The organism is Flavobacterium sp. KH_001, from assembly GCF_057840745.1.
In genome coordinates this window covers 3,676,662-3,702,252 of sequence record NZ_CM174520.1, presented here as the reverse complement: position 1 = coordinate 3,702,252, position 25,591 = coordinate 3,676,662, and the positions used below count along the sequence as shown (strand labels likewise).

General features: G+C 32.7%; 24 protein-coding genes. 12 read left to right on the top strand and 12 right to left on the bottom strand.

Annotated features, from left to right (window positions below):
• Positions 1 to 7: 7 nt before the first annotated feature.
• A complete protein-coding gene (locus AC3ITQ_RS16045) occupies positions 8 to 1,237 on the bottom strand; it encodes an HD domain-containing protein (RefSeq protein WP_489235169.1) in 1,230 nt (409 codons plus the stop codon).
• Positions 1,238 to 1,460: 223 nt separating this feature from the next.
• Here AC3ITQ_RS16045 and porX point away from each other — a divergent pair, with 223 nt between their 5' ends.
• From porX to AC3ITQ_RS16020, 5 genes are all read left to right on the top strand, one after another.
• Positions 1,461 to 3,014 (top strand): T9SS response regulator signal transducer PorX, encoded by a 1,554-nt coding sequence (gene porX, locus AC3ITQ_RS16040; protein WP_072970797.1) that lies wholly within the window; start codon positions 1,461 to 1,463, stop codon positions 3,012 to 3,014.
• A gap of 125 nt (positions 3,015 to 3,139) precedes the next feature.
• Positions 3,140 to 3,547: a tRNA (adenosine(37)-N6)-threonylcarbamoyltransferase complex ATPase subunit type 1 TsaE gene (gene tsaE, locus AC3ITQ_RS16035; RefSeq protein ID WP_489235168.1), complete on the top strand. Its 408-nt coding sequence runs from the start codon at positions 3,140 to 3,142 to the stop codon at positions 3,545 to 3,547.
• Between the two features lie 114 nt (positions 3,548 to 3,661).
• Positions 3,662 to 4,126 (top strand): GNAT family N-acetyltransferase, encoded by a 465-nt coding sequence (locus tag AC3ITQ_RS16030; RefSeq protein WP_489235167.1) that lies wholly within the window; start codon positions 3,662 to 3,664, stop codon positions 4,124 to 4,126.
• Positions 4,127 to 4,210: 84 nt separating this feature from the next.
• Positions 4,211 to 5,410: an alanine dehydrogenase gene (locus AC3ITQ_RS16025; protein WP_489235166.1), complete on the top strand. Its 1,200-nt coding sequence runs from the start codon at positions 4,211 to 4,213 to the stop codon at positions 5,408 to 5,410.
• Positions 5,411 to 5,446: 36 nt separating this feature from the next.
• On the top strand, positions 5,447 to 5,821 hold the full coding sequence (locus AC3ITQ_RS16020) for a DUF4258 domain-containing protein (RefSeq protein ID WP_194656032.1): 375 nt from the start codon (positions 5,447 to 5,449) through the stop codon (positions 5,819 to 5,821).
• Positions 5,822 to 5,823: 2 nt separating this feature from the next.
• On the opposite strand, the gene ung is transcribed toward AC3ITQ_RS16020, so the two are convergent.
• On the bottom strand, positions 5,824 to 6,495 hold the full coding sequence (ung, locus tag AC3ITQ_RS16015) for a uracil-DNA glycosylase (protein ID WP_489235165.1): 672 nt from the start codon (positions 6,493 to 6,495) through the stop codon (positions 5,824 to 5,826).
• A gap of 111 nt (positions 6,496 to 6,606) precedes the next feature.
• On the opposite strand from ung, the gene AC3ITQ_RS16010 reads away from it, so the two are divergent.
• Complete coding sequence (locus tag AC3ITQ_RS16010) at positions 6,607 to 8,772, top strand: endonuclease MutS2 (protein ID WP_489235164.1); 2,166 nt, start codon at positions 6,607 to 6,609, stop codon at positions 8,770 to 8,772.
• A 225-nt stretch (positions 8,773 to 8,997) separates the two neighbouring features.
• A complete protein-coding gene (locus tag AC3ITQ_RS16005) occupies positions 8,998 to 9,411 on the top strand; it encodes a thiol-disulfide oxidoreductase DCC family protein (protein ID WP_489235163.1) in 414 nt (137 codons plus the stop codon).
• Between the two features lie 133 nt (positions 9,412 to 9,544).
• On the opposite strand, the gene ettA is transcribed toward AC3ITQ_RS16005, so the two are convergent.
• The 3 genes from ettA to holA all read right to left on the bottom strand — a co-directional run bounded on the left by ettA (position 9,545) and on the right by holA (position 12,559).
• The gene (ettA, locus tag AC3ITQ_RS16000) at positions 9,545 to 11,236 is read right to left on the bottom strand and encodes an energy-dependent translational throttle protein EttA (protein WP_072970804.1); all 1,692 of its coding nucleotides are present in this window, start codon (positions 11,234 to 11,236) and stop codon (positions 9,545 to 9,547) included.
• Between the two features lie 69 nt (positions 11,237 to 11,305).
• Positions 11,306 to 11,488 carry a CAL67264 family membrane protein gene (locus AC3ITQ_RS15995; RefSeq protein WP_072970805.1) on the bottom strand — a complete coding sequence of 61 codons (183 nt, stop codon included), beginning with the start codon at positions 11,486 to 11,488 and terminating at the stop codon, positions 11,306 to 11,308.
• Positions 11,489 to 11,554: 66 nt separating this feature from the next.
• Positions 11,555 to 12,559 carry a DNA polymerase III subunit delta gene (holA, locus tag AC3ITQ_RS15990; protein ID WP_489235162.1) on the bottom strand — a complete coding sequence of 335 codons (1,005 nt, stop codon included), beginning with the start codon at positions 12,557 to 12,559 and terminating at the stop codon, positions 11,555 to 11,557.
• Positions 12,560 to 12,653: 94 nt separating this feature from the next.
• Between holA and AC3ITQ_RS15985 the strand changes: the two genes are divergently transcribed.
• Genes AC3ITQ_RS15985 through AC3ITQ_RS15975 form a run of 3 tightly spaced genes read left to right on the top strand, consistent with a single transcriptional unit; the run spans position 12,654 to position 15,012 of the window.
• Complete coding sequence (locus AC3ITQ_RS15985; RefSeq protein WP_489235161.1) at positions 12,654 to 13,106, top strand: type I restriction enzyme HsdR N-terminal domain-containing protein; 453 nt, start codon at positions 12,654 to 12,656, stop codon at positions 13,104 to 13,106.
• A gap of 18 nt (positions 13,107 to 13,124) precedes the next feature.
• Positions 13,125 to 14,144 carry a glycosyltransferase gene (locus AC3ITQ_RS15980; protein ID WP_489235160.1) on the top strand — a complete coding sequence of 340 codons (1,020 nt, stop codon included), beginning with the start codon at positions 13,125 to 13,127 and terminating at the stop codon, positions 14,142 to 14,144.
• A 34-nt stretch (positions 14,145 to 14,178) separates the two neighbouring features.
• The gene (locus AC3ITQ_RS15975) at positions 14,179 to 15,012 is read left to right on the top strand and encodes an OmpA/MotB family protein (RefSeq protein WP_489235159.1); all 834 of its coding nucleotides are present in this window, start codon (positions 14,179 to 14,181) and stop codon (positions 15,010 to 15,012) included.
• A 190-nt stretch (positions 15,013 to 15,202) separates the two neighbouring features.
• Here AC3ITQ_RS15975 and AC3ITQ_RS15970 read toward each other — a convergent pair whose 3' ends face one another.
• The 4 genes from AC3ITQ_RS15970 to AC3ITQ_RS15955 form a co-directional block, all read right to left on the bottom strand.
• Positions 15,203 to 15,823, bottom strand: coding sequence for an L-threonylcarbamoyladenylate synthase (locus tag AC3ITQ_RS15970; protein ID WP_072970810.1), 621 nt, complete (start codon positions 15,821 to 15,823; stop codon positions 15,203 to 15,205).
• Between the two features lie 197 nt (positions 15,824 to 16,020).
• Complete coding sequence (locus AC3ITQ_RS15965) at positions 16,021 to 18,357, bottom strand: ATP-dependent helicase (RefSeq protein ID WP_489235158.1); 2,337 nt, start codon at positions 18,355 to 18,357, stop codon at positions 16,021 to 16,023.
• A 554-nt stretch (positions 18,358 to 18,911) separates the two neighbouring features.
• The gene (locus AC3ITQ_RS15960; RefSeq protein WP_489235157.1) at positions 18,912 to 19,211 is read right to left on the bottom strand and encodes a hypothetical protein; all 300 of its coding nucleotides are present in this window, start codon (positions 19,209 to 19,211) and stop codon (positions 18,912 to 18,914) included.
• A 93-nt stretch (positions 19,212 to 19,304) separates the two neighbouring features.
• Positions 19,305 to 20,072, bottom strand: coding sequence for a sulfite exporter TauE/SafE family protein (locus AC3ITQ_RS15955; RefSeq protein ID WP_489235156.1), 768 nt, complete (start codon positions 20,070 to 20,072; stop codon positions 19,305 to 19,307).
• A gap of 125 nt (positions 20,073 to 20,197) precedes the next feature.
• Between AC3ITQ_RS15955 and AC3ITQ_RS15950 the strand changes: the two genes are divergently transcribed.
• Complete coding sequence (locus AC3ITQ_RS15950) at positions 20,198 to 20,719, top strand: DUF7935 family protein (RefSeq protein ID WP_489235155.1); 522 nt, start codon at positions 20,198 to 20,200, stop codon at positions 20,717 to 20,719.
• A gap of 72 nt (positions 20,720 to 20,791) precedes the next feature.
• On the opposite strand, the gene AC3ITQ_RS15945 is transcribed toward AC3ITQ_RS15950, so the two are convergent.
• A complete protein-coding gene (locus AC3ITQ_RS15945; protein WP_489235153.1) occupies positions 20,792 to 21,697 on the bottom strand; it encodes a patatin-like phospholipase family protein in 906 nt (301 codons plus the stop codon).
• 160 nt (positions 21,698 to 21,857) lie between these two features.
• Positions 21,858 to 23,927: a M1 family aminopeptidase gene (locus AC3ITQ_RS15940; protein WP_489235152.1), complete on the bottom strand. Its 2,070-nt coding sequence runs from the start codon at positions 23,925 to 23,927 to the stop codon at positions 21,858 to 21,860.
• Between the two features lie 94 nt (positions 23,928 to 24,021).
• On the opposite strand from AC3ITQ_RS15940, the gene AC3ITQ_RS15935 reads away from it, so the two are divergent.
• Positions 24,022 to 24,768, top strand: a complete 747-nt coding sequence (locus AC3ITQ_RS15935; RefSeq protein WP_489235151.1) for a Dph6-related ATP pyrophosphatase — start codon at positions 24,022 to 24,024, stop codon at positions 24,766 to 24,768.
• Positions 24,769 to 24,846: 78 nt separating this feature from the next.
• Here AC3ITQ_RS15935 and AC3ITQ_RS15930 read toward each other — a convergent pair whose 3' ends face one another.
• On the bottom strand, positions 24,847 to 25,392 hold the full coding sequence (locus AC3ITQ_RS15930; protein ID WP_489235150.1) for a DUF1697 domain-containing protein: 546 nt from the start codon (positions 25,390 to 25,392) through the stop codon (positions 24,847 to 24,849).
• Positions 25,393 to 25,591 lie beyond the last annotated feature (199 nt).

The following is a 25,591-nucleotide window of genomic DNA, read 5'->3' as shown; positions in this document are numbered from 1 at the left end:
GTTAATTTTAGATAAGTTGTTTTGGAAAACAGATGTAATATTTTGTCACCAATTTAGATAACGATTTCAAATTCAACTGATCAGACGCTTCTACAACATCTTCAATTGTTTTATCTTTTTTCAAAATTCGTATCGGTTCAGCCTCTTTACTATAAGCCTGGTTTTTTATTTTTCCTCTAAAAATAAAATATCCGGCATCTACAGACGAAATATGATGCTCTTCTGCAAATTCTTCTTTCATTGATTGCGATTCTTCCATAGGAATCTTTTCTGCGCTCAATTTTATTTTCAGCAAATCTCTATTAATGATCATTTTACTTAAAGTTGAAAGTATAAAATCATCCTGTTTTTGCCACGCTTTTAAAGCACTTATAATATCAAAATCATCTAATTGAGAAAATAAATCTAATTTTTCGGCATCAAAATCTTCTAAGGCTACTTTATTTTGCATAAAAAATAAAAGCGGTTCACTGCAAGGCAAAGAGTTTCCTTTTAATGTTAGTTCTTTAGCTCTTTTCAATACTTTCATCAAAATTAATTCGGCTACCAAACTTGTTTTATGTAAATAGGCCTGCCAATACATTAATCTTCTGGAAAGCAGAAATTTTTCTACTGAATAAATTCCTTTTTCTTCAATAACCAAAACGCCGTCAACCACATTCATCATCTGAATCAATCTCTCAGAATTAACATTACCTTCAGCGACTCCAGTATAAAAACTATCTCGTTTTAGATAATCCATTCTATCCATATCTAATTGACTTGAAATCAATTGCAGCATGAACTTTCTGTGATACTCGCCCTTAAAAACCTGAATTGCCAAACTCAATTTTCCGTCAAACTCTTCATTCAGCTGATTCATAAATAATAGCGAAATTGCCTCATGATTCACATCTTCAACAATACTCTTTTCCATCGCATGAGAAAATGGCCCATGACCAATATCATGCAATAAAATAGCTATTAATAACGCACATTCTTCATCGTTTGAAATGGCAACTCCTTTAAAACGAAGTGTTTCAACAGCTTTCTGCATCAAATGCATACACCCTAAAGCATGATGAAAACGGGTATGATTAGCACCCGGATAAACCAAATACGATAATCCCATTTGTGATATACGGCGTAAACGCTGAAAATATGGGTGCTGAATTAAATCGTAAATAAGTTCGTTCGGGATGGAAATAAACCCATAAATGGGATCATTAAATATTTTTAATTTGTTGATCTGAGTCACTATTTGATTCTTTTTTGGTCAACAAATATAAGTAAATAACTATAAAGACCTTTCGCTTTTTTACTTAAAAATCAACAATAATTTGTCCTGATTTCCAAAGCAATAACTTAAGCAAAAAAAGATTTTAAACTAAAAACAACATTCATTATTCTGAATTTTATACTATTTTTAATACTTTTTAAGTTCTATACTTCTAAATTGCATTAAAAATTAAAATACGTTTATGGACAAGATAAAAATACTTTGGGTCGACGATGAAATCGATCTTTTAAAGCCTCATATATTATTTCTGGAGAAAAAAAACTACGCTGTAACTACTTGTAACAACGGACTAGACGCCATTGCTTTGTTTGAGGAAGACAATTTTGATATTGTTTTTTTGGATGAAAACATGCCTGGAATGAGCGGTTTGGAAACGCTTTCGGAAATGAAAGAAAAAAAATCGGCCATTCCGATGATTATGATTACTAAAAGTGAGGAAGAATACATAATGGAAGAAGCAATTGGTTCTAAAATTGCTGATTATCTTATCAAGCCAGTTAATCCAAATCAGATTTTATTGAGCTTGAAGAAGAATCTGGATCATTCAAGATTGATTTCTGAAAAAACAACTTTAGATTATCAAAAGGAATTCCGTAAAATCTCAATGGAATTAGCAATGGTTAATTCTTTTGAAGATTGGGTTGAATTGTATAAAAAATTGATTTTTTGGGAATTAGAATTAGAAAATATTAACGATCAGGGAATGATTGAAATCCTTGAATCTCAAAAGGTTGAAGCCAATTCGCAATTCGGAAAATACATTGAAAGAAATTACGAAGACTGGTTTGCGCCAAAGGCAGACAAGCCAATTCAATCTCACAATTTATTTAAAGAATTAGTTGTTCCTGAACTTAAAAAGAAAGACAAACCTATTTTGTTTGTCGTTATTGATAATTTACGTTACGATCAATGGAAATCCTTTGAAACTGTGGTTTCTAACTATTACAAATTAGAAAAAGAAGTTCCTTATTTCTCTATTCTTCCAACAGCTACCCAATACGCCAGAAATGCCATTTTTTCAGGTTTATTGCCAATCGAAATGGAAAAACAATTTCCCCAATATTGGAAAAATGACGTTGAAGATGGTGGAAAAAACCTTTACGAAGCCGAATTTCTTTCTGCTCAATTAAAACGTTTAGGATTAAACATTAAAGAAGATTATTTTAAAATCACCAATTACGCAGGTGGTAAAAAATTGGCAGAAAACTTCAAAGCACTAAAAGGCAATGATTTAGTAACAGTAGTTTACAATTTTGTAGATATGCTATCGCACGCTAAAACGGAAATGGAAGTCGTAAAAGAGCTAGCTTCTGACGATAAAGCCTATCGTTCCCTGACTTTAAGCTGGTTTAAAAACTCTCCGCTTTTAGAAATTATTCAACAAGCTCAATTACTAGGATTCAAATTAATTTTGACCACAGATCACGGGACAATTAATGTAAAAAATCCGTCGAAAGTGGTTGGAGATAAAAATACAAGCTTAAATTTGCGTTATAAAACCGGTCGTAGTTTAACTTACGAGCAAAAGGATGTATACGTTGTAAAAGAGCCTAAAGATATCGGTCTACCAGCCATAAACATGAGTAGTTCTTTTATTTTTGCCAAAAACGATTATTTCTTAGCTTATGTAAACAACTACAACCATTATGTAAGTTATTACAGAAATACATATCAGCATGGTGGAATTTCATTAGAAGAAATGATTATTCCGTTCTTGGTATTTAATCCGAAATAAAAATTAAAATAAATGCCACAGATTTCACAGATTTTCACAAATTAAAAAAATCAATGAAATCTTTTAATCTGTGGCAAAAAAACTTTTCGCTTTCGCGGAGACAATCGCACTAAAATAAAACAACAATGAATATCGTTTTTTCATTAGATCAAATTCAGGAAGTAGCGGAGCAAATTATAGCTTCAAATCCAAAAAAAATCATTCTTTTTAATGGTGAAATGGGAGTTGGAAAAACTACTTTAATAAAACAATTATGCAAAAGTTTAGGAGTTCAGGGCGCGACAAGCAGCCCAACCTTTTCTTTAGTTAACGAATATTATACTTCTAACAATCAAATCGTTTATCATTTTGATTTTTACCGATTAAACAAAGAAACCGAAGCGCTTGATATGGGCGTTGATGATTATTTGTATTCCGGCAACTGGTGTTTTATTGAATGGTCTGAAAGAATCGCAAGTCTAATTCCGGAAGAACATTCTATAGTTACCATAGAGTTATTGGCTGATGGAAAAAGAAGTTTAGAACTGGTTTAAAATTCCACAGAGATTCACGAAGATTTCACGGAGATTCGCAGAGCTTCTTTTTACAAATTCTTTGTGTTACTCTACGAAAACTTCGTGTATCTCTGTGAAACAACTGATATAATTATGAATACCCAAAATATAGTCGAAATAATCCCTTTTTCTTCAGATTTAAAAGAACACATCAAAACCCAATGGCTTCAAAAGTATTTTAGAGTTGAAGAGAAAGATGAATTAGTGCTTTCAAATCCACAAGAAGAAATTATAGATAAAGGCGGAATGATTTTCTACGCTAAATATAATGATAAAATCCTGGGAACAGTTTCTCTAATGAAAATTGATGAAGACACTTTTGAATTAAGCAAAATGGCCGTTTCAGACAAAGCTCAAGGTCTTGGAATTGGAAATAAGTTATTAGTTCATAGTATTGCTGTTGCAGAAGAAAATAATATCAAAAAATTACTTTTATATTCGAACAGAATCCTACTTCCAGCGCTACATTTATACGAGAAATTTGGCTTTGTTGAAGTTTCATTAGGCGATGTCAGTTACGAAAGAGCCGACATAAAAATGGAAAAAACAATCTCTTAATATTGACTTTTAGTATTAGCAGAATATTTACACTAATTTTAAAACTTTTTACGTAATTTGTACTCTTAATTATTTGCGCAACCCATGTCAATTACTTTAACTCCATTTACGAAACAACAATTGTTGCCACAAGAAGAAAAACTTGAAGTGGGCCGATTTAAAAGAGAGCTTTTCATAGGAATACCTAAAGAAACCAGTTATCAGGAACGTCGTATTTGCCTGACGCCGGACGCTGTAAATTCACTTACCTATGAAGGTCATCGTGTAATGATTGAATCAGGTGCCGGAGAAAGTTCTAGTTATTCTGATAAAGAATATAGTGATGCAGGTGCAGAAGTTACAAAAGACACAAAAAAGGTATTTGGTTGTCCAATGTTGCTTAAAGTAGAACCTCCTACTTTGACTGAAATTAAAATGATTAATCCGGAAACGATTATTATTTCAGCTATTCAATTAAAGACAAAAAAGAAAGAATACTTTGAAGCTTTAGCTCAAAAAAAAATAACGGCATTAGCATTTGAATACATTAAAGACGAAGATGGTTCTTATCCAGCTGTAAAATCTTTAAGCGAAATTGCAGGAACCGCTTCTGTACTAATTGCGGCCGAATTAATGATTACTGATGAATTTGGAAAAGGATTGTTATTCGGAAATATTACTGGTGTACCTCCTACTGAAGTCGTGATTTTAGGTGCCGGGACAGTAGGCGAATTTGCCGCTAAAACTGCAATCGGACTTGGTGCAAACGTAAAAGTTTTCGATAATTCGATTACCAAATTACGTCGTTTACAAAATAATTTAAACCAAAGAATTTTCACTTCTACAGTACAGCAAAAAGCACTTTTAAAAGCTTTAAGACGTTGTGACGTAGCAATTGGCGCCATGCGAGGCAAAGAACGCTGTCCGATTGTCGTGACAGAAACCATGGTAGAACACATGAAAAAAGGAGCGGTAATTGTTGATGTTAGTATTGATACCGGAGGATGTTTTGAAACTTCAGAAGTTACTACTCATGAAAAACCGACGTTCATAAAAAGCAATGTTTTACATTATTGTGTACCAAATATCCCATCAAGATATTCGAAAACCGCCTCATTATCAATCAGTAACATATTAACTCCATACTTACTTCAGATAGCCGATGATGGTGGGCTAGAAAGCTCTATCAGATGTAATAAAGGTTTAAAAAACGGAGTTTATTTATACCACGGAATCCTAACAAATAAAGCAATTGGCGATTGGTTTGATTTACCAGACAACGATATTAATTTACTTGTATTTTAAAGGAACTTTAGCTTACCTTTGCAAAAATTTTATTTCATGAAGTTCGTACATCGTTTTGCTTATTATTTGATTGGTTTGATTATGGGATGCTTTTTTGTAGCCCTTGTTTTTAGTGGAAAAGATACTCGTTGTAACTATTTCCCGAATGCCAGAGTTTTAAATAATTTACGTACAAAACCTTTTCAATATTCAGATAAGGCAATTCAGACTTTGAACGAAAAATGGATAGATACTGCAGATATCAAAAATACATTGACTTATGGAGATGTTGATTTTGATCAAAGCAATGTTGATTTCAAAAAAGGAAAATTATATATCATTGAAGGTAAAACAGTAAAAAATCAAGAAATCATTCTGAAAGTAGTTAACTACGAAAAGAAGGCTGTTTTAGAAGAAATTATTAAAAAATAGCTTTAAAACCACTCAATTTCCTTGAGTCCTTTTGATATCAAAAAAGCATTCGTTTTACTAAAATGTTTGTTACCAAACCATTTTCCCTGATTGGCACTCATGGGTGACGGATGGCCTGACTCTAGAACATAATGTTTGGAACGGTCAATTTTTAATCCTTTTTTCTGAGCAAAACTTCCCCATAATAAGAATACAACATTTTCTTTTTTATCTGAAATAGCGTGAATAACAGCATCTGTAAAAAGATTCCATTTTAAATGTTTATGACTATTTGGGCTGTCTTTTCGTACTGTCAATGAAGCGTTTAAAAGTAAAACACCCTGATCTTCCCATTTTTCTAAATTTCCGGAAGTTGGCATAAAAACAGAATCTAAATCTGAATTTATCTCCCTGAAAATATTACGTAAAGAAGGTGGAATTTTTACATTATCATTTACTGAGAAACTTAATCCATTGGCCTCACCTGCTCCATGGTAAGGATCCTGGCCAATAATAACGACTTTTACATTTTCGAAAGAACAATGATTAAAAGCGGAGAAAATCAAATCTAAAGGCGGATAGCAAATATACTGTTTACAATCTTCTTCTAAAGATGTAAGCAATTCTTTGAAATACGGCTTTGCCATTTCATCTGCTAAAACATATTGCCATTCCTGAGATAGATTAATTTTCATATTAAAATAATTTATTACAAATTTCGCAAAGTTTTTTTCAAAGTACTAATTAATAGTACTATTTCGTTTTAAAACTTTGTAACTTTGAACCTTTACAACTTACGATATATAATGATATCCATTACCGAAAAAACATTACAAGATTTGCAATTTCCAACGGTGCTCGAAACTATTTCGGCAGGCTGTAATACAGATATTGGAAAAGAAAAAGCTTTACAAATAACACCATTTAGAGATAAAGAAACTTTGATGCAGGCTTTGATGCAGACATCAGAATATGTTTCGTCTTTTCAAAATAACAACGCAATTCCGAATCACGGATTTGATGCAATAACGCACGAAATCAAATTCCTGGCTATTGAAGATAGTTTCCTGGAAGTAGGTAGTTTTAGAAAAATTGCAACCCTTTCAGCAACATCAAATTTCCTGTTGAATTTCCTTAAAAAGTTTGACGATTATTATCCAAACCTGAATGCAAGAGCATCAAGAGTTGAATATACTAAAGATATTGTAACTACTATTGATGCCATTGTAGATAAATATGGAGAGATAAAAGATAATGCTTCACCTGCTTTACTAAGTATTCGTCAGAATATGAATATTGTTCGCGGTAAAGTAAACCAAAGTTTTGGAGTTGCTCTTTCTCATAATAATAGTCTTGGTTACCTGGATGATATCAAGGAAAGTTTTGTTCAAAACCGAAGAGTACTAGCGGTTTTAGCAATGTACCGCCGTAAAGTAAAAGGTTCTATTTTAGGAAGTTCTAAAACCGGAAGTATAGCTTACATCGAACCAGAAGCTACTTTACAATATTCGAGAGAACTAGCAAATCTTGAGTATGAAGAAAAAGAAGAAATTACCAGAATTCTAAAGCAATTATCAAATCAGATTCGTCCGTATTTACCATTACTAATTGAATATCAGGAATTTTTAAGTGATATTGATGTGGTTGCCGGAAAAGCAAAATACGCAAACAGAATCAATGGAATTTTGCCAACCATTACAGAAGAAAGAAGATTATTCTTTAGAGAAGCCTATCATCCTATTTTGTATTTGAATAACAAGCAAAAAAACGAAGTTACTCATCCGCAAACAATTGAATTAAAACAAGATAACCGAATTATTGTAATTTCAGGACCAAATGCCGGTGGAAAAACAATTTCGCTTAAAACGGTTGGTTTATTACAATTGATGTTACAATCAGGGATGCTTGTTCCTGTTCACGAACGTAGTGAAACTTTCTTGTTTGACAGAATTCTGACTGACATTGGAGACAACCAATCTATTGAAAATCACCTAAGTACTTATAGTTATCGATTAAAAAATATGAATTATTTCTTGAAGAAATGTAACAAGAAAACAATGTTTTTGATTGATGAATTTGGTACAGGTTCTGATCCGGAATTAGGAGGTGCTTTGGCTGAGATTTTCTTAGAAGAGTTTTACCATCGTGAAGCTTTCGGAATAATTACAACACATTACTCAAACTTGAAAATTCTCGCAAACGAATTGCCCTTCGCTACAAATGCGAATATGATGTTCGATGAGAAATCATTGGAACCAATGTATAAGCTAGCTTTGGGTCAGGCAGGAAGTTCGTTTACTTTTGAGGTTGCCTTGAAAAATGGTATTCCGTTTGGATTGATTAATCGTGCGAAAAAGAAAATCGAAGTTGGGAAAGTCCGTTTTGACAAAACTATTGCTACTCTTCAGAAAGAAAGATCGAAGCTTGAAAAAACTTCTATAAATCTTAAAGAAGAAGAAACCCGTGCGCGCGAGGAAAGTAAAAAGATGGAAAACATCAATGTAAAAATTAAGCAAAAACTGGAAAGCTATCAGGAATTATACGACAGCAACCAAAAGACAATTTACATTGGTCAGAAAATCGAAGACATTTCAGAGAAATATTTCAACAATAAAAATAAGAAGGAACTTATTGGAGAGTTTTTGAAAATCATTGAAATTGAAAATTCAAAACGCAAAAAAGCAACTCCAAAAGAAGCTAAAGCTATAATTGAAAAGAAAAAAGAAGTAATTGCCGAAGTTTCTGTTCAGGTTGAAGAAATTCGAAAAGAGAAAAAAGAAAAGAAATTGAAACCTGTTATCGAAAAACCAAAACCAATTTTGAAAGTTGGTGACCGTGTAAGGATGTTGGACGGAAGATCTGTTGGAAGTATCGATTCAATAGAAAAAAATAAAGCAACGGTAAATTACGGAATTTTTACTTCTAAAGTAAGTTTGGATGAATTGGAATTTGTTGAGGCGGCGAAGAAATAATTTTCAGCTTTCATTCGCTGTTTTGAGATCTGAAATTATGATGAAAAATCATCAAAATTAAAATAAAGCGATTAAAACGAATATTTTTAAAAAAGCGAGAATGAAGATCGAAAATTTTTAAAAAGCTTTTAAAATAAATTTATGCGAGTCAATTTTGATTTGATAAATTTATTAAAATGAAATTCGTAATAGATAAAACAAATAGTACAAAAACCATTTAAATTCATGCCCGATTTTCCACCAAATAAAAAAATTATCCTCTTCGACGGTGTTTGCAATTTATGCAACAATGCAGTTCAGTTTATCATCAAAAATGATAAAAAAGATATTTTCCGTTTTGTGGCTTTGCAATCAGAATTAGGAAAAGAGATTTGTAATTATATTGGAGTAGATCAAAATAAAATTGATAGCATCATTTTATATAATCCAGGAGTTGCCTATTACTATAAATCTTCAGCAGCTATAGAAATCGCAGAGGAATTGGGAGGAATTTATAGTTTGGTTTCAATTTTTAAAATCTTTCCTGAAAAATTGAGAAATTATATTTACGATTACATTGCTAAAAACCGCTACAAATGGTATGGCAAAAAAGAAAGCTGCATGATTCCTACTCCGGAATTGAGAGCAAAGTTTCTTTAAAAATTCCAAATTCAAATAATCTCCACTTTTTGTCATTCCGAGGAATGACAAAATTGAACATAAAAAAATCCCAAATTCAAATCAGGCAAAGATTGGAATTTGGGATTTTAAAATTTGAAATTTACTAGATTTATTATCTAATCAATTTTCTGTATTTCAAACGTTTTGGAGTTAAATCACCACCTAAACGTTTCTTCTTGTTTTCTTCATATTCAGAGAAACCACCTTCAAAATAGTAAACTTCAGAATCTCCTTCGAAAGCTAAAATGTGTGTACAAATTCTGTCTAAGAACCATCTGTCGTGCGAAATAATTACGGCACAACCTGCAAAATTCTCTAAACCTTCTTCAAGGGCACGAAGTGTATTTACATCCAAATCATTCGTAGGCTCATCCAGTAAAAGTACGTTTCCTTCTTCTTTCAAAGTCATTGCTAAGTGTAGACGGTTACGCTCTCCACCAGACAACATTGAAACTTTTTTATTTTGTTCTCCACCACCAAAGTTGAAACGAGATAAATAAGCTCTTGAGTTTACTTGCTTTCCTCCCATCATAATCAATTCCTGACCGTCAGCAAAGTTTTCCCAGATTGATTTATTTGGATCAATGTTAGAGTGTGATTGGTCTACATAAGCGATTTTCACAGTTTCTCCAACTGAAAATTCTCCGCTATCTGTAGCTTGTTCGCCCATAATCATTTTAAAAATGGTCGATTTACCAGCACCGTTTGGCCCGATAATCCCAACAATTCCGGCTTGTGGCAAAGTGAAGTTTAAATTATCATATAACAATTTATCTCCAAAAGCTTTGGCAACATTTTTAGCTTCAATAACATTTGTTCCTAAACGTGGACCGTTCGGGATATAGATTTCCAGATTTTCATCCAGTTGTTTTTGGTCTTCGTTCAATAATTTGTCGTAATTCTGTAAACGCGCTTTTTGTTTCGTTTGACGACCTTTAGCTCCCTGACGAACCCAGTCCAACTCACGCTCTAATGTTTTTCTACGTTTTGAAGCTACTTTTTCTTCTTGTGCCATACGACTAGATTTTTGATCTAACCAAGAAGAATAATTTCCTTTCCATGGAATACCTTCTCCTCTATCTAGCTCTAAAATCCAACCTGCTACATTATCCAGGAAGTATCTATCGTGCGTTACAGCAATTACAGTTCCTGAATATTGTGCTAAATGTTGCTCTAACCAAAGTACCGACTCAGCATCTAAGTGGTTGGTAGGCTCATCCAGTAACAATACATCAGGTTGTTGAAGCAACAAACGACATAAAGCTACACGACGACGCTCTCCTCCTGAAAGGTTTTTGATCGGCGTATCACCTTCCGGCGTACGCAAAGCATCCATTGCAATTTCAAGTTTTGTATCAATTTCCCAAGCACCAAGAGCATCAATTTTATCCTGCAAAGCTGCCTGACGATCCATCAACTTGTCCATTTTATCAGGATCTGAATAGTTTTCTTCAAGACCGAATAAGTCATTAATTTGATTGTACTCTTCTAAAACTGCCATGGTTTCAGCAGCTCCTTCACGAACAATTTCAATAACCGTTTTAGAATCATCAAGAATTGGTTCCTGCTCTAAATAACCTACAGTATAACCTGGTTGAAAAACAACATCTCCCTGATAATTTTTATCTACTCCGGCAATAATTTTTAAAAGAGAAGATTTTCCAGAACCGTTAAGTCCTAAAATACCAATTTTAGCTCCGTAAAAGAAACTCAAATAAATGTTTTTAAGTACTGGTTTGTCTGCTCCCTGATAGGTTTTACTCAATTTTTGCATTGAGAAAATTACTTTCTTATCGTCTGACATTTTTTATGTTTTTTATTTTAATTATTTACTTTTTATTTATCTAAAATATACTGCAATTAATATAATTACTTAAACTCTTCCTTTCAACGCATTAAAAACCCATGCATTAGCTAAGAAACCAACTCCAACAGCACCAAATCCCCAGCCTGAAACATCACTATATCTAAATACTCCAAGACCTATAAGTAAGAATCCCATAAGTACCATTATAAAAGTAGCCCAACCTAAAACGGTATTTTTATTCATTCCCATAATTATAATAATTATTTTTTATTGTGATTTATTTTTAGAAGTGCAAATATCGTGAATTTTCACGGCTTAATTAAATATTTTATAAAGCATTTCTTTTAACAGATCTGATTGCGGCAACGCATTAGCACCAACTCCTTTACTTTTAACATCCACATCACGCAAAGCACCAACAATCTGACTCACTTTTCGCATTGGGTAATTTTTCAGAGCTAAATCATATTCCTTTAAGAAATAAGGATTTACACCAATTACGGAAGCTACATTTTTTGGATTTTTATCTTTTAGCCCGTGATATTTTAATAACTGTACAAAAAATCCAAAAACCAATCCAGTTGTCATTACTAATGGGTATTCTTTAGGATTATGAGCAAAGTTTTCGGCAATTTTATAAGCTTTCAACTGATTGCGTTCTCCAATTGCTTTTCGAAGTTCAAACACATTATAATCCTTACTAAAACCAATATTTTCCTCAATATGTTGTGGCGTAATCGTGGTTCCCTGAGGCAAAATAATCTGTAACTTTTCTAATTCATTGTTTATTTTGCTTAAATCAGTTCCTAAAAACTCTACTAACATTGCATTCGCTTTTGGGTCGATTGTGTATTTTTTTCCTGCAAGAATTCGTTTTATCCAATCGCCGACCTGATTCTCGTATAATTTTTTACTCTCGTAAACTATTCCGTTTTGCGCTAATAATTTGGTGACCTTTTTACGCTTATCAAGTGTTTTGTATTTGTAGCAAAAAACCAAAACCGTTGTATCCATCGGATTATTTACATACGACTCGATTTTATCTATTGTTCTTGACAAATCCTGAGCTTCTTTTACAATAACAACTTGGCGGTCAGCCATCATAGGATAACGCTTGGCCGTTGAAACAATATCTTCAACAGACACATCTCTTCCATATAAAACTGTTTGATTGAATCCTTTTTCCTCTTCAGAAAGCACATTCTGCTCGATATACTCCGACAATTTATCAATATAATAAGGCTCTTCACCCATTAAAAAATAAATCGGTTTGATATTTCCCGCTTTGATATCATTGACAATTTTTACAACTTCGTCCATTCAAATTCTTTGTTTCAGGTTTCAAGTTTCAGGTTGGTTTCAATAACTTGAAACTTTAAACTTGAAACCTGAAACTATTTTATATTTTTGCTTTATGTTAAAGCTAAATTTTCCTTCCTATACTTTTCGATTCAAAAATAGCGAAAATAAAGTGTCTATTTTTGATGAAATCAGAAAAAAATTTATCATTCTTACCCCGGAGGAATGGGTTCGTCAGCATGTTGTTCATTATTTAATGAATGAAAAAAAATATCCTAAATCGTTAATAAACGTAGAGAAAGTTTTAACAGTCAATGGTTTACGAAAACGGTATGATGTTGTGGTTTTTAATTCTGATGGTTCTATACATATATTAGTAGAATGTAAAGCCCCGGAAGTAAAAATATCACAGGCAACTTTTGATCAAATTGCGCGTTACAATATGACAATGCAGGCACGATTTTTGAAAGTCACAAACGGTCTGAATCATTTTTATTGTCAGATGGATTTTGAAAACGAAAAATATGAGTTTTTACAATCATTACCAGATTATAAAGAAATTTATTAAATTATAACATCAATACTTTTGGATAAAATAGCAGTTGTCATTTTAAATTGGAACGGAATAAAGTTGCTTGAACAATTTTTACCTTCAGTTATTCAATTTTCATCAGAAGCTACTATATATGTAGCTGATAATGCTTCTACAGATGCTTCCGTAAATTTTGTAATACAAAATTTTCCAACCATAAAAATCATCCAAAACAATGGTAATCATGGTTTTGCAAAAGGCTATAATGATGCTTTAAAAGAAGTAGATGCCGAGATATACGCTTTGGTTAATTCAGATATTGAAGTAACCGAGAATTGGTTAAAACCCATAATTGAAACTTTTGATTCCGAAAAACAAACTGCTATTATTCAGCCTAAAATTCTTGATTTCAAAAACAAGGAATATTTTGAATATGCAGGTGCTGCGGGCGGATTTATAGATAAATATGGTTTTCCATTTTGTCGCGGACGTATTTTCGACACCGTTGAAAAAGATAACGGACAATATGATGATACTATTGAATTGTTCTGGGCATCTGGGGCTTGTTTCTTTATCAGAAAAGAAGTGTATGATGAGTTGAAAGGCTTTGATGAAAGCTTCTTTGCACACCAGGAAGAAATTGACTTATGCTGGCGAGCTGCAAACGAAGGACATATTATTAAATACAACTCAAAATCAGTTGTATATCATGTTGGTGGCGCAACATTACAGCAAGGAAATCCGAAAAAGACATTTTTAAATTTCAGAAATTCATTGCTAATGCTGGTTAAAAACCTGCCTAAAAAAGGATTGTTTTTTAGAATTTTCTTCCGAATGATTTTGGATGGGATTGCGGGTATCCGTTTTCTTACACAAGGAAAATTCAGTCATACTTTTGCAATTTTAAAAGCTCACTTCTCTTTTTATTGCATATCTTTAAAGTATTTGCGAGAAAGAAAAGATTTTCAAATACAGCAATACTATAGCGTTAAAAGTATCGTTTACCTATATTACATAAAGAAATTGGTTGTTTTTAAAGAAATCTTTAACAGTAAACAAAATATTAAAAACTAAATTTGTAATCAACGTTTAATTAAATATAATACCTATGAGAAAAATAGTTATCGCACTAACAGTATTAACGGCCTTAACTTCGTGTGTATCGAAAAAACAATATGCAGCATTAGAAGCTAAGAACAAAGAGACTCAAGATTTATTAAACTCTTGCACAGTTAAATTAAATTCTTGCTTAGAAGAAAAAGCAGGATTAGCAGCTACTGCTGAAAGTTATAAAGCACACAATCAAGACTTAATAAACAGTTCTAAAGATTTAACTGTATTAACAACAAAAGGTGCTGAAAACTTAGAAAAATCATTAGAAAGTTTAAAAGAAAAAGATTTAAAAATCTCAAGACTTCAAGATGCATTAACTAAAAAAGACAGTGTGACTTTAGCATTAGTTACAAGTTTAAAAGGAGCAGTTGGAATCAACGATCCAGATATCGAAATCAATGTTGAAAAAGGAGTTGTATTTATTTCTATCGCAGATAAGTTATTATTTAAAAGCGGTAGCTATGAAGTAAGCGACAAAGCAAAATCTGTTTTAGCAAAAGTTGCAAAAGTAGTTAACGACAAACCAGATTTCGAATGTATGGTCGAAGGTCATACTGATGATGTACCATACAAAAGCAACGGTATAATTCTTGACAACTGGGATTTAAGTGTTAAACGTTCAACTTCTATTGTACGTGTATTAACAAATGATCTTGGAGTTAACCCTGCAAAATTAATTGCTGCTGGTAGAAGTTCATACGTACCTTTAGTTGCAAATGATAGCGCTGAAAACAAAGCACGTAACAGAAGAACTCGTATTGTTGTTATGCCAAAAATCGATCAATTCTATGATATGATTGAAAAAGAAATGAAAAAACAAGCTAAATAATTTAGCGTTTTACATACTCTAAAAAACTAAAAAGCAGGTCTATCGACCTGCTTTTTTGTATTCTTAATTCTTCTATTTAAACAATTAAATGCAAATCAAGAACAACATTATTTTTAATTAACTAACTAAATTTTAACTGATAATAAAATTACTCAATAATTTTAAATTATTATGCAATTTCACTATTTATTTACAAAATATCAATATCGCCTTTTCCTTCCCTTACAATTACTGGCTCGTGCTCAGATAAATCGATAATTGTAGACCCTACATTGTCGCCATAACCACCATCAATTACCATATCAACAAGATTTTGCCATTTCTCAAAAATCAATTCAGGATCAGTTGTGTATTCAATTACATCATCTTCATCACGAATAGAAGTTGAAACTACTGGATTTCCTAATTGACGAACAATTTCCAAAATTATATTATTATCAGGAACACGAATTCCGACAGTAGTTTTCTTTTTAAACTCTTTTGGTAAATTATTATTTCCCGGTAAAATGAACGTATATGGCCCTGGCAAAGCCCTTTTTAAAATCTTAAAAGTCGAAGTATCGATCTGTCTCACATAATCAGATAAATTACTTAGATCATGGCAAATAAAAGAAAAATTTGCTTTTTCTAACTTCACCCCTTTAATCTTAGCTATTTTTTCTAAAGCACGCGAATTGGTAATATCACAACCTAAACCGTAAACAGTATCAGTTGGGTAAATTACCAAACCTCCATTCTGAAGCACTTTTACCACTTTTGCGATTGCAGCTTCACTAGGTTTATCAGGGTATATTTTTATGAACTCAGCCATTTATGTTTTTTGTTTAAAGTTTAATTTGTTTCAGGTTGCAAGTGTAATATTTCTTAACCGCAAGGTTCGCAAAGATATTACGCAAAGTTCGCCATAAAAACTTTGCGAACTTAATAAAGACATTGGAAATAAAACTAAAAATAATACTTTGCGTACTTTGCGGTAAAATTATGTATAAAGCTCGAACCTGAAACTTTTTAACCTATTATATCAAGCTTAGCAAATCGTAGTAACAGCTTTTTAATTCCGCCAACTTCAAATTTAATTTCAGCCTTCTTATCAGGACCAAAACCTTCTAAATTTACCACTTCACCTTTTCCAAAACGTTCGTGCATTACGACATTTCCTATTGTTAATTTACTGTCAAATAAATTTGGAGCTGATGAAGCAGGATTATTCCCTGCAACAGGTTTTAGTTTCCTGATATTTAAATCCGGTTTCGGTTCATTATCCGTAATATGTTTTGGTGGTGTTCCTCCAATTGGCTTTGCTAATCTTAGTTTCGATTTATCTACATCTCCAAAAATATCACTGTCAATTGTTGATTTGTAACGATAATTACTTTCTGCCGGCGTCAGATATTCCAGATATTGCGGATCAATTTCTTCAATAAAACGAGATGGTTCACTGTCTGTCAATTTTCCCCAACGGTAACGCGATTGTGCATAGGTCAAATACGCCTGATGCTCTGCGCGAGTTAAAGCTACATAAAATAATCGACGTTCTTCTTCCAATTCACTTCTGGTACTCATACTCATAGCACTCGGAAACAAATCTTCTTCCATTCCTACTACAAAAACATGCGGAAATTCAAGTCCTTTTGCTAAGTGAATTGTCATCAAAGCCACACGATCTTCATCAGAAGTATCCTTATCTAAATCAGTTGCAAGTGCCACATCTTCCATAAATTCAGAAAGCGCTCCTCTTGCCCCGTCAATTTCTCTTTGCCCTTCAGTAAAATCTTTTATACCGTTTAAAAGTTCTTCGATATTCTGAATTTTTGCCATTCCTTCCGGAGTAGCATCTTTTTTCAATTCCTGAACTAAGCCTGTTTTTTTAGCAACGTGATCTGTAAGATAAAAAGCATCCTGATTTTGATCAATAACCTGAAAACTCTGAATCATCGTTACAAAATCTTTCAGTTTATTCTTAGTCCCCGTATTCAGTTTTAGATCGATTTTGTCAATGTTCACCATCACCTCCCAAATCGAACGTTTGTAATGATTGGCTGCTATGGTTAATTTTTCTACAGTAGTATCCCCAATTCCACGGGCTGGGTAATTGATAACACGAATTAAGGCCTCTTCATCTTTAGGATTAATTACCAAACGTAAGTAGCATAAAACGTCCTTAATCTCCTTACGTTGATAAAAAGACAAACCTCCATAAATTCGATACGGAATATCGCGTTTTCTTAAAGCATCCTCCATTGCACGAGACTGCGCATTTGTACGATACAAAATCGCAAAAGCTCCATTATGAAGCTGGTTTTGCATTTTTTGTTCAAAAATCGTACTGGCTACAAAACGTCCTTCCTCCGCATCTGTCAAACTACGATGAACCTTAATTTTCGCACCAAAATCATTCGCCGTCCAAACTACTTTATCTAACTTGGTTTTATTGTGTTCCATTACCGTATTTGCCGCTTCCACAATATTTCGGGTGGAACGATAATTTTGTTCTAGACGAAACATTACAACACCTTCATAATCCTTCTGAAAATTCAGGATATTATTAATGTTCGCTCCACGAAAAGCATAAATACTCTGCGCGTCATCTCCAACTACACAAATATTCTGAAACTTATCTGATAAAGCCCTAACAATCAAATATTGAGAGTGATTTGTATCCTGGTACTCATCAACCAAAATATAACGAAAACGATTCTGGTATTTCGCTAAAACTTCCGGAAAACGAGTCAATAACTCATTGGTTTTTAACAATAAATCATCAAAATCCATGGCGCCGGCTTTAAAACAGCGATCTACATATTGTTGATAAATTTCACCTAATCTTGGTCTTTTTGCCATTGCATCGGCTTCAACCAATTCTGGATTATTGAAATAAGCTTTTACCGTAATTAAGCTGTTTTTATAGCTCGAAATTCGGCCTAAAATCTGCTTTGGTTTATAAATATCACGATCCAGCTGCATTTCCTTAATAATCGAAGAAATAAGTCTGGCCGAATCCTGTGAATCGTAAATTGTAAAGTTTGAAGGGTACCCCAAATGATCTGACTCTGAACGCAGGATACGGGCAAAAATCGAGTGAAAAGTTCCCATCCACAAGTTCTTAGCTTCAGTTGCTCCCACAATATCCGAAATCCTGTGTTTCATTTCACGGGCTGCTTTATTTGTAAAAGTAAGCGACAAAATGTTGAACGCATCAACACCCTGTGCCATCAAATAAGCAATTCTAATCGTTAAAACACGAGTTTTTCCAGATCCTGCACCAGCAATAATAATCATTGGCCCATCTTTTTTTAAGACGGGTTGTCGTTGTGCTTCGTTGAGCTGGTCAATATATTTTTGCATGAAATTTTTCTCCTTTGATGCAAAAATAAGAATTAAAAAAGAAAGTTCCTAAGGTGCAAAAGAAAGGTTCTGAGGTTCTAAGATACTAAGGTTCTTAGTATTTTTTTGAAGCACGGCAATGGGCATTTTTTGAGACATGGTTTCCCGCTTTCGGCTATATCTCTCCGTTCCACTCCGAGGATACCGCCTCTATCGGGGCTAGATACAAACAATTTGCTTCTTTTAAATAATTTGAAAGAAAAATCCTTAATTTTAAAATAATCTTATACTTGCAATACCTATGAAATAAAATGAAAATAGTCCTTACTGAAAATGCTGAAAAAACATATTTTGACATTACAAATAAATACTCTGAAAATAAAGCTACTTTATTTTCTAAAAATACTATTTCAGTTTTGCACATGATTGAACAAAATAATCAAATTGGATCCAGATATAAAAAAACTTCCTATAGAAAATTCTTAATGTCAAATCAAGTCTATTTGTTTTATAAAATTGAATATCAAATAATTTATATTGTTCTTTTTTGGGACAATAAAAGAAATCCAGCAAATTTAGATATTATACTTAGTTCTTAGCTTTTCTTTAAAATCTGAAAAGTCTATCGTTCTCCCTGCTTTAATATCCTCTTCACTTTTTTCAAGCTGTTGAATTAAAATTTCTTCCGGAAATAATAAGGCCGTAATTAATTTAACTTCCTGATGTGTAAAGTTTTTCGATTTCAATTTTCTATAATATGTTGCATGTTTTAAGCCTAATTTTTGCATAAAAAATTCTGCTTTATAATAAGATTTACCAATTAATTCTGGCAAACTATTAATGTAATTTTCGTAACTCTCAACTATCTCTATCATTTTACGACATTTTTAACTATCAAATTTTGATACAAAGATAACTAATATATTGATACTATAATCTAAATTGCTAAATCTAAAAACTTAGCAACTCTACTTAAAAAATACATCGTAAGCAAATCTTATCAAAGTCCCGATTACCACAACCAAAAAGAAAATTCGAATAAAACCGTTTCCTTTATTGATCGCTAGTTTAGCACCCAGCCAACCACCAAGTCCGTTGCTTACTGCCATTGGAATTGCAATTGTCCATATGATTTTTCCTTTTATCATAAACAAACAAATCGAACCGAAATTAGTCGCCAGATTTACCATTTTAGCATTCGCTGAAGCATGTAAAAAATCAAAACCTAAGAGAGCGATAAAAGCAACTACAAAAAAACTTCCGGTCCCAGGACCAATAAATCCATCGTAAAAACCTACAATCACGCTGATCACAACTGCATAGATTATCTGAGTTGTAGCCGAATGATCTTTTGCAACATGTTGCCCAAAATTTTTCTTCGCGTAGGTATAAATAAACAATAAAGACAAAACTACCAGTAAAAGCGGTTTCATGAAATCATTGCTGACCAAAGTCAAGATAGTTGATCCTAAAAATGCTGATGGAACTGCCAAAAACATCATGATCAAAAGCAATTTCCATTGAATAACTACTTTTTTGAGGTATTGAAAAGCAGCAAAAGCGGTTCCGGTAAAAGCTGGTAATTTTAAAGTTCCTATAACAGTTGAAACAGGTAAATTCGGCAAAAGAATTAATCCCATTGGCGTCTGAATCAATCCGCCACCACCAACAATGGCATCAATAAATCCTGCAGCAAAAGCTGCCAAGCAAAGTAAAATTATAATATAGCTTTCCATTAATAGTGTGTTTCAGGTGTCTTTGCCAACTGTGCACAAAAGTAAACTTCCCTTTTGTTTATTACAATAGAATTAATCTTGTTTTCTCAGCAAAAATTATATTTTTGTTGAAAAATTGAACCCAAATGGACTATACAAGAATTATAGAATTAGCAAGTTATACTTTACCAGCCATCGTAACAGGATTTGTAGCCTACAGTTTCTTCGAATTGCACATTAAAAACAACGATAAGAAACGTGCTTTTCTTTTAAACAGAGAATATCAGAAACAATCTTTACCTATACGTTTACAAGCTTACGAGCGTATGACGTTATATTTAGAGCGTATCAACCTAACCAAATTATTGATTAGAATTGCTCCGATTTCAAACGAAAAACATGATTATGAAAATTTCGTAATCGACCAAGTCGAACAAGAGTTTGAACACAACTTAACGCAGCAAATATACATGTCTGACGAATGTTGGACGATCATTACAACTGCTAAAAATTCAACTATACAAATCATTCGTAAAGCTGCGATGAGCGACAGAGTCGACAGCGCTGATAAATTAAGAGAGAAAATTTTAAATGATTTATTAGAGAAACAATCGCCTAGTAATGCTGCTTTGGCGTATATTAAAAATGAAGTTTCTGAACTTTGGTAAACTTCATTTTTAAAATTTAGATTTTAGATTGCCGTTGCTGCAATCTAAAATCTAAAATCTAAAATCATCAATCTAAGATTGCCTGTTATCACTCATAACCTCAGACTTATTCTGAGCATACTCGTAACCTTGTTCCCACCATTCTTTCATCACTTCTTTATTAAAAATAAGCGCATTATCGGTCAATTTTGTGGGCGTGTAATATAAGTTAAGTTTCACATTCTTATTATTTGCCATAAGTTTTCCTATAGCAATGTCGTGTTTTTCAACCTGATCCAGCGCAATTCGAAATAAGTCAATCATCAGTGAAAACGGGTTTTTACCAATTACCGTTTTATCCATATTAACTTCAGTTTCAAGAATAATAACGTCGATTTCTGTAGCACCACGATTAATAGCTTCACGAATCGGAACCAGGCTTGAAAACCCTCCATCACCATATTCGCAATTGTCTTTTTCAACCAAACTCATAAACGGAACATAGTTGCTTGAGATCCATGACCAGTCACAAAACTCCTCATAGGTACAATCTTTCACTGATTTGTATTCTGATTCGTTTTTAGTAAAATTGGTTACGGTAATAACAACATCGTTATTTAGCTTTTTAAGCTTATTAAAATCGGATAGTGAAAAATTATTTCGGATGTACCTCTTCAATCCCTTACTTTCTCCAAAAGTTCTTTTTCCTCTGAAAAACTGACGTAGTACATTGAAGTGATTAATTGTTACAATATCAACTCCATCTTTGTTTTTAACTACAAAAGGGCAAATATTAAAAATACTTCCCATGGTAACATTCGTATAAACCGAGTGAATTTTTTTGATATGACCCAAAGCCAAATGCGGAATAAGCAAACTTCCTGTAGAAGTTCCTAAAAACAAATCGTATTCGTATTTTTTTTCTTCTATTAGATATTGCGCCACACCACCAGCAAATGCTCCTTTACTTCCTCCACCAGAAATAACCAATGCTCTCATAAATTTATTGTAGGTTTTTTATTTAGAGAATAGAAAAAAGAATAAAGAGTAAAGACTTTTCCTTTATGTTTTAAATCTTTACTCTTGGCTCTATTCTCTATTCTCTATATTCTATTCTCTATATTCTATTCGCATCAATCTTTCCTCTTGCTTCTTGCTTCTACTTCTCTATCTCTTTCAGTAAACGACTCAATTGAAACTGTTCATCGGGGGTCAAATTAGGCAAAATTCTTTCAAACGAGGCACGCATTACTGAATTTTTTAATAAAAACCGAATTGTATCTCTTCCAAATTTTGAAAATTGCCACATATGATGCGTTGTCGCTCCAACTAAATTACTCAAAACCTGATCGTTAATAATTTTAAACGCTATTAGCTTTTCCAGTGCATTTTGTCTTGTTGTGGCTTCATATTTTGTGGAAGAAAAAGCGATTAGTTCTGAAACTAAAACTTCTGGATTTGCAGTATAATTTGGAGTGGACAAGGCCAGTGAGAGCCACATCGTACGCAGATTATAATCATTAAAACCAATCCAGTTTTTAGATTTTTCAAGATATTCTGCACGATGATCCGGGAAATTTTTCCATAACCAATACAATGCAATTTCCTGAGTTTGATACGATTTATCATCAAGCAAAGTTTCATATTCATCTCTAAAATCTTCCGGAATTTTACTCAAAGTTGTCGCAACATCCTGACGAACCTGAATATTGTTGGTTTTTAAAGCAATTAGTAAAAGTGCTTTTTTTGCCTCGTACTTTTCATTTTCCAATTGATCAACAATTGCCTGTTTTACAGAATAATAAACATCTGACTCTAGAGTTTTATTAAAGAAAACTTCTTTCTCTGGAAAAGGCGTTTTCTTCAATTTATCAACTTCCAATCTAATCTGAATTGCTTTATTTTTACTTAGTAAAGCATTCGCAGTTGCTGTATCAAAAACGGTCGATTCTAACCAGGTTTTCTGAAATTTATCTAAATCAAAATTGGAAACTTTTTTAATTTCGTCAAAGAAGTTCTGCGTATTTACGGTTTGATAAGCGTACTTTTTTAAATAACTTTTTATAGCTTTTTTAAATGCTTTATCTCCAATCGATTCGTGCAAAACAAACAACGCCCATGCACCTTTTTCATAAAAAGTAAGTGAACTGGCTTTACCATTTAAAACCGGAATCGTATCCGTTCTCGAAGCAAATTTGATCTGTTGTGCGGTATCGTATAATTTGGAGTAAAAGTAATCATCACCATAAATTTCTCTTTCTGCCAAAGCTGCATAATACGTTGCAAAACCCTCCTGAAGCCAGTGATCTTTACTACTTTCTGCTGTGATTAAATCCCCAAACCAATGATGCGCCAATTCGTGTGCATCCACATTCGTATAGTTTCGATCTTCAAAACCAATTGAATCTACCACATATCGCGTGGCAAAAAGTGTCGAAGTTGTATTTTCCATTCCGGCGTAAATAAAATCACGAACCGGAATCTGTCTGTAAATTTCCCAGGGATATTTCACTCCAATTTCTTTCTCTAAAAAATCAAAAATGCGCTTCGAATAACGATACGTCGGTTCAAAACGATTTGCGTCTTTATTCTCCAGATAATACTCTAACGGAATATTAGATTTGGCGGTCCCTTCTTTTCTATCATACTTTCCAATGGCAAGCATTAACAAATAAGAGCTCATCGGTTTTTTCATTTCGTACTGCCAATGATTCGAATTTCCGTTTGAAGTTTTATTTTTTAAAATCCCGTTTGAAATTACCTGATAACCTGAATCATAGTTGATTTCTAAATTGAAAATCACTTTTTCATTCACATCATCAAAACTCGGAAACCAATTGCTCGTATACCTACCCTGCCCTTGCGTCCATATTTGCACTTCTGAATTCTCAATAGCAACAAAATATAGTGCCTGTTTTGGTTTAACGATATATTCAAAAGTCAACTGATTTTTTCCTTTTTGAAAATTTCCGATTATTTGCAATTCTTTACCTGTATTTAGGGAATTAACCTCTTTATTGTCAATTTGGACATTGGTAAAATCCATGTTTTTAGCATCGATTTTAATAGTATCAATAGGTTTCAAAACCTCAAATTGATAATCAACCGAGCCGGAAACCAATTTTTCCTTTGCATTTAAAGACAATTGCCCCGAAACGGTTTTAAAATCGACAAATTTGGTTTGCTGTGCAAAAAGGAAAGTGGTAAATAATAGAAGGATGTATTTCATTGAAATAAATTTGTAGGCGAAATTCCAAAGTTACAAAGGTTTCATCAACAAATCGAATGAAATTTGTAAGTTTACCAGATAAAATAACAACAGCGTGCCAACACCAAAAAAAGCCTTATTCAACTGGAGCAGTGGAAAAGATTCTGCTCTTACTTTATATAAAATTCTACAAAATCCGGATTATAAAATTGAATGTTTATTGACCAGCGTCAATCAGCAATTTCAGCGTATTTCGATGCACGGCGTCCGTGTTGAATTATTAGAAGCACAAGCAAAAAGTATTGGTTTACCTTTGGAAATTCTGCAAGTTCCGGAAATGCCTACCATGGAAGTCTATGAAAATGTTATGACTAAAACTTTGACAGAATTAAAAAGTCAGGGTATCACACATTCTGTTTTTGGAGATATTTTTCTGGAAGATTTGCGTAAATACAGAGAAGATCAATTGGCAAAGATTGGTTTTGAAGGTGTTTTTCCAATATGGAAAATTCCAACCAAAGATCTTATACAGGAATTCATTTCACTAGGATTTAAGACTATTGTGGTTTGTGTAAACGAAAGATATTTAGATAAAAGTTTTGTGGGGCGAATTATCGATCAGGATTTTATAAATGATTTGCCTGATAATGTAGATGTTTGTGGCGAAAATGGCGAATTTCACACCTTTGCATTTGATGGTCCAATTTTCTCAGAACCAATTGGTTTTGAAATTGGAGAAATCGTTTATAGAAAATATGAAAAACCTAAAAACGAAGATTCGTCAGATACTGCTTGCGACACTAGTTCCAGCGATGCTTTTGATTATGGATTTTGGTATTGTGATCTGATTCCTAAAAACTAAATTAGACAATTAGAAAATGTGTCAATTTGATAATTTAAGAATATCTATAATTATCACATTTTCTAATTGACACATTTTCTAATTTTCAACATACATTTTAAGCAAATTTGTAACTGTGTTCCAATTACGCATTGTTACTATAACGTTGAGTTTTTTCTCAATGTATTTCCCTTCTAATCTTGTTTTTCCGGCACCAACATCATATTTAATAAATATTCTGTTTCCGTCAATACTTGCTTCATCAGGCTTAAATTGGCTGATTTTTAAATCATTTATGTTTTCCTTTTTTAATTCCGTTGAAACAAAAGCTACATATAGTTTTTTGGTGTCAATATCTTTCTCTTTCAAATAAGGACTGTTTTTAAAACACAATTCCAAATCTTGTTTTTTAATAACAATAGTAGGAACTTCATGTCCAAAAACCTTGAAAATTTCCTGTTTAATCATAAAACCCACTTTCGAAGCACTTTCTTCCTCAGAATCCACAAAAACATTCCCGGATTGCAGATAGGTTCTCACATTTGTAAAACCAATATTCTCCAGCATTGTTTTCAAAGCTTCCATTTTCATCATGTTGTGGCCAGAAACGTTGATACCGCGTAAAAGTGCTAAATGTGTTGTCATTTCAAATAATTTTATTCTTCAAAGATATTATTTTCTAAACTTCAATTTATCAGATTTTTAAATTTCCCAATTAAAATCTATCTTCGCTTTTCCAAAGAGAAAGAAAATAGAGTATAGAGTATAGATTAAAGAACATAGACCACGATCTATCCTCTTTAATCTATACTCTATTTTCTAAAATCTAAAATCAACAATCTAA

Coding starts and splice junctions, on each gene's coding strand:
- AC3ITQ_RS15985 (WP_489235161.1), top strand. CDS start 12,654: ATGTTAAAGCTAAATTTTCCTTCCTATACTTTTCGATTCAAAAATAGC.
- porX (WP_072970797.1), top strand. CDS start 1,461: ATGGACAAGATAAAAATACTTTGGGTCGACGATGAAATCGATCTTTTA.
- tsaE (WP_489235168.1), top strand. CDS start 3,140: ATGAATATCGTTTTTTCATTAGATCAAATTCAGGAAGTAGCGGAGCAA.
- ettA (WP_072970804.1), bottom strand. CDS start 11,236: ATGTCAGACGATAAGAAAGTAATTTTCTCAATGCAAAAATTGAGTAAA.
- AC3ITQ_RS16005 (WP_489235163.1), top strand. CDS start 8,998: ATGCCCGATTTTCCACCAAATAAAAAAATTATCCTCTTCGACGGTGTT.
- AC3ITQ_RS16030 (WP_489235167.1), top strand. CDS start 3,662: ATGAATACCCAAAATATAGTCGAAATAATCCCTTTTTCTTCAGATTTA.
- AC3ITQ_RS16010 (WP_489235164.1), top strand. CDS start 6,607: ATGATATCCATTACCGAAAAAACATTACAAGATTTGCAATTTCCAACG.
- AC3ITQ_RS15930 (WP_489235150.1), bottom strand. CDS start 25,392: ATGACAACACATTTAGCACTTTTACGCGGTATCAACGTTTCTGGCCAC.
- AC3ITQ_RS16020 (WP_194656032.1), top strand. CDS start 5,447: ATGAAGTTCGTACATCGTTTTGCTTATTATTTGATTGGTTTGATTATG.
- AC3ITQ_RS15950 (WP_489235155.1), top strand. CDS start 20,198: ATGGACTATACAAGAATTATAGAATTAGCAAGTTATACTTTACCAGCC.
- AC3ITQ_RS15995 (WP_072970805.1), bottom strand. CDS start 11,488: ATGGGAATGAATAAAAATACCGTTTTAGGTTGGGCTACTTTTATAATG.
- AC3ITQ_RS15975 (WP_489235159.1), top strand. CDS start 14,179: ATGAGAAAAATAGTTATCGCACTAACAGTATTAACGGCCTTAACTTCG.
- AC3ITQ_RS15945 (WP_489235153.1), bottom strand. CDS start 21,697: ATGAGAGCATTGGTTATTTCTGGTGGAGGAAGTAAAGGAGCATTTGCT.
- AC3ITQ_RS15960 (WP_489235157.1), bottom strand. CDS start 19,211: ATGATAGAGATAGTTGAGAGTTACGAAAATTACATTAATAGTTTGCCA.
- ung (WP_489235165.1), bottom strand. CDS start 6,495: ATGAAAATTAATCTATCTCAGGAATGGCAATATGTTTTAGCAGATGAA.
- AC3ITQ_RS16025 (WP_489235166.1), top strand. CDS start 4,211: ATGTCAATTACTTTAACTCCATTTACGAAACAACAATTGTTGCCACAA.
- holA (WP_489235162.1), bottom strand. CDS start 12,559: ATGGACGAAGTTGTAAAAATTGTCAATGATATCAAAGCGGGAAATATC.
- AC3ITQ_RS15955 (WP_489235156.1), bottom strand. CDS start 20,072: ATGGAAAGCTATATTATAATTTTACTTTGCTTGGCAGCTTTTGCTGCA.
- AC3ITQ_RS15970 (WP_072970810.1), bottom strand. CDS start 15,823: ATGGCTGAGTTCATAAAAATATACCCTGATAAACCTAGTGAAGCTGCA.
- AC3ITQ_RS15965 (WP_489235158.1), bottom strand. CDS start 18,357: ATGCAAAAATATATTGACCAGCTCAACGAAGCACAACGACAACCCGTC.
- AC3ITQ_RS15940 (WP_489235152.1), bottom strand. CDS start 23,927: ATGAAATACATCCTTCTATTATTTACCACTTTCCTTTTTGCACAGCAA.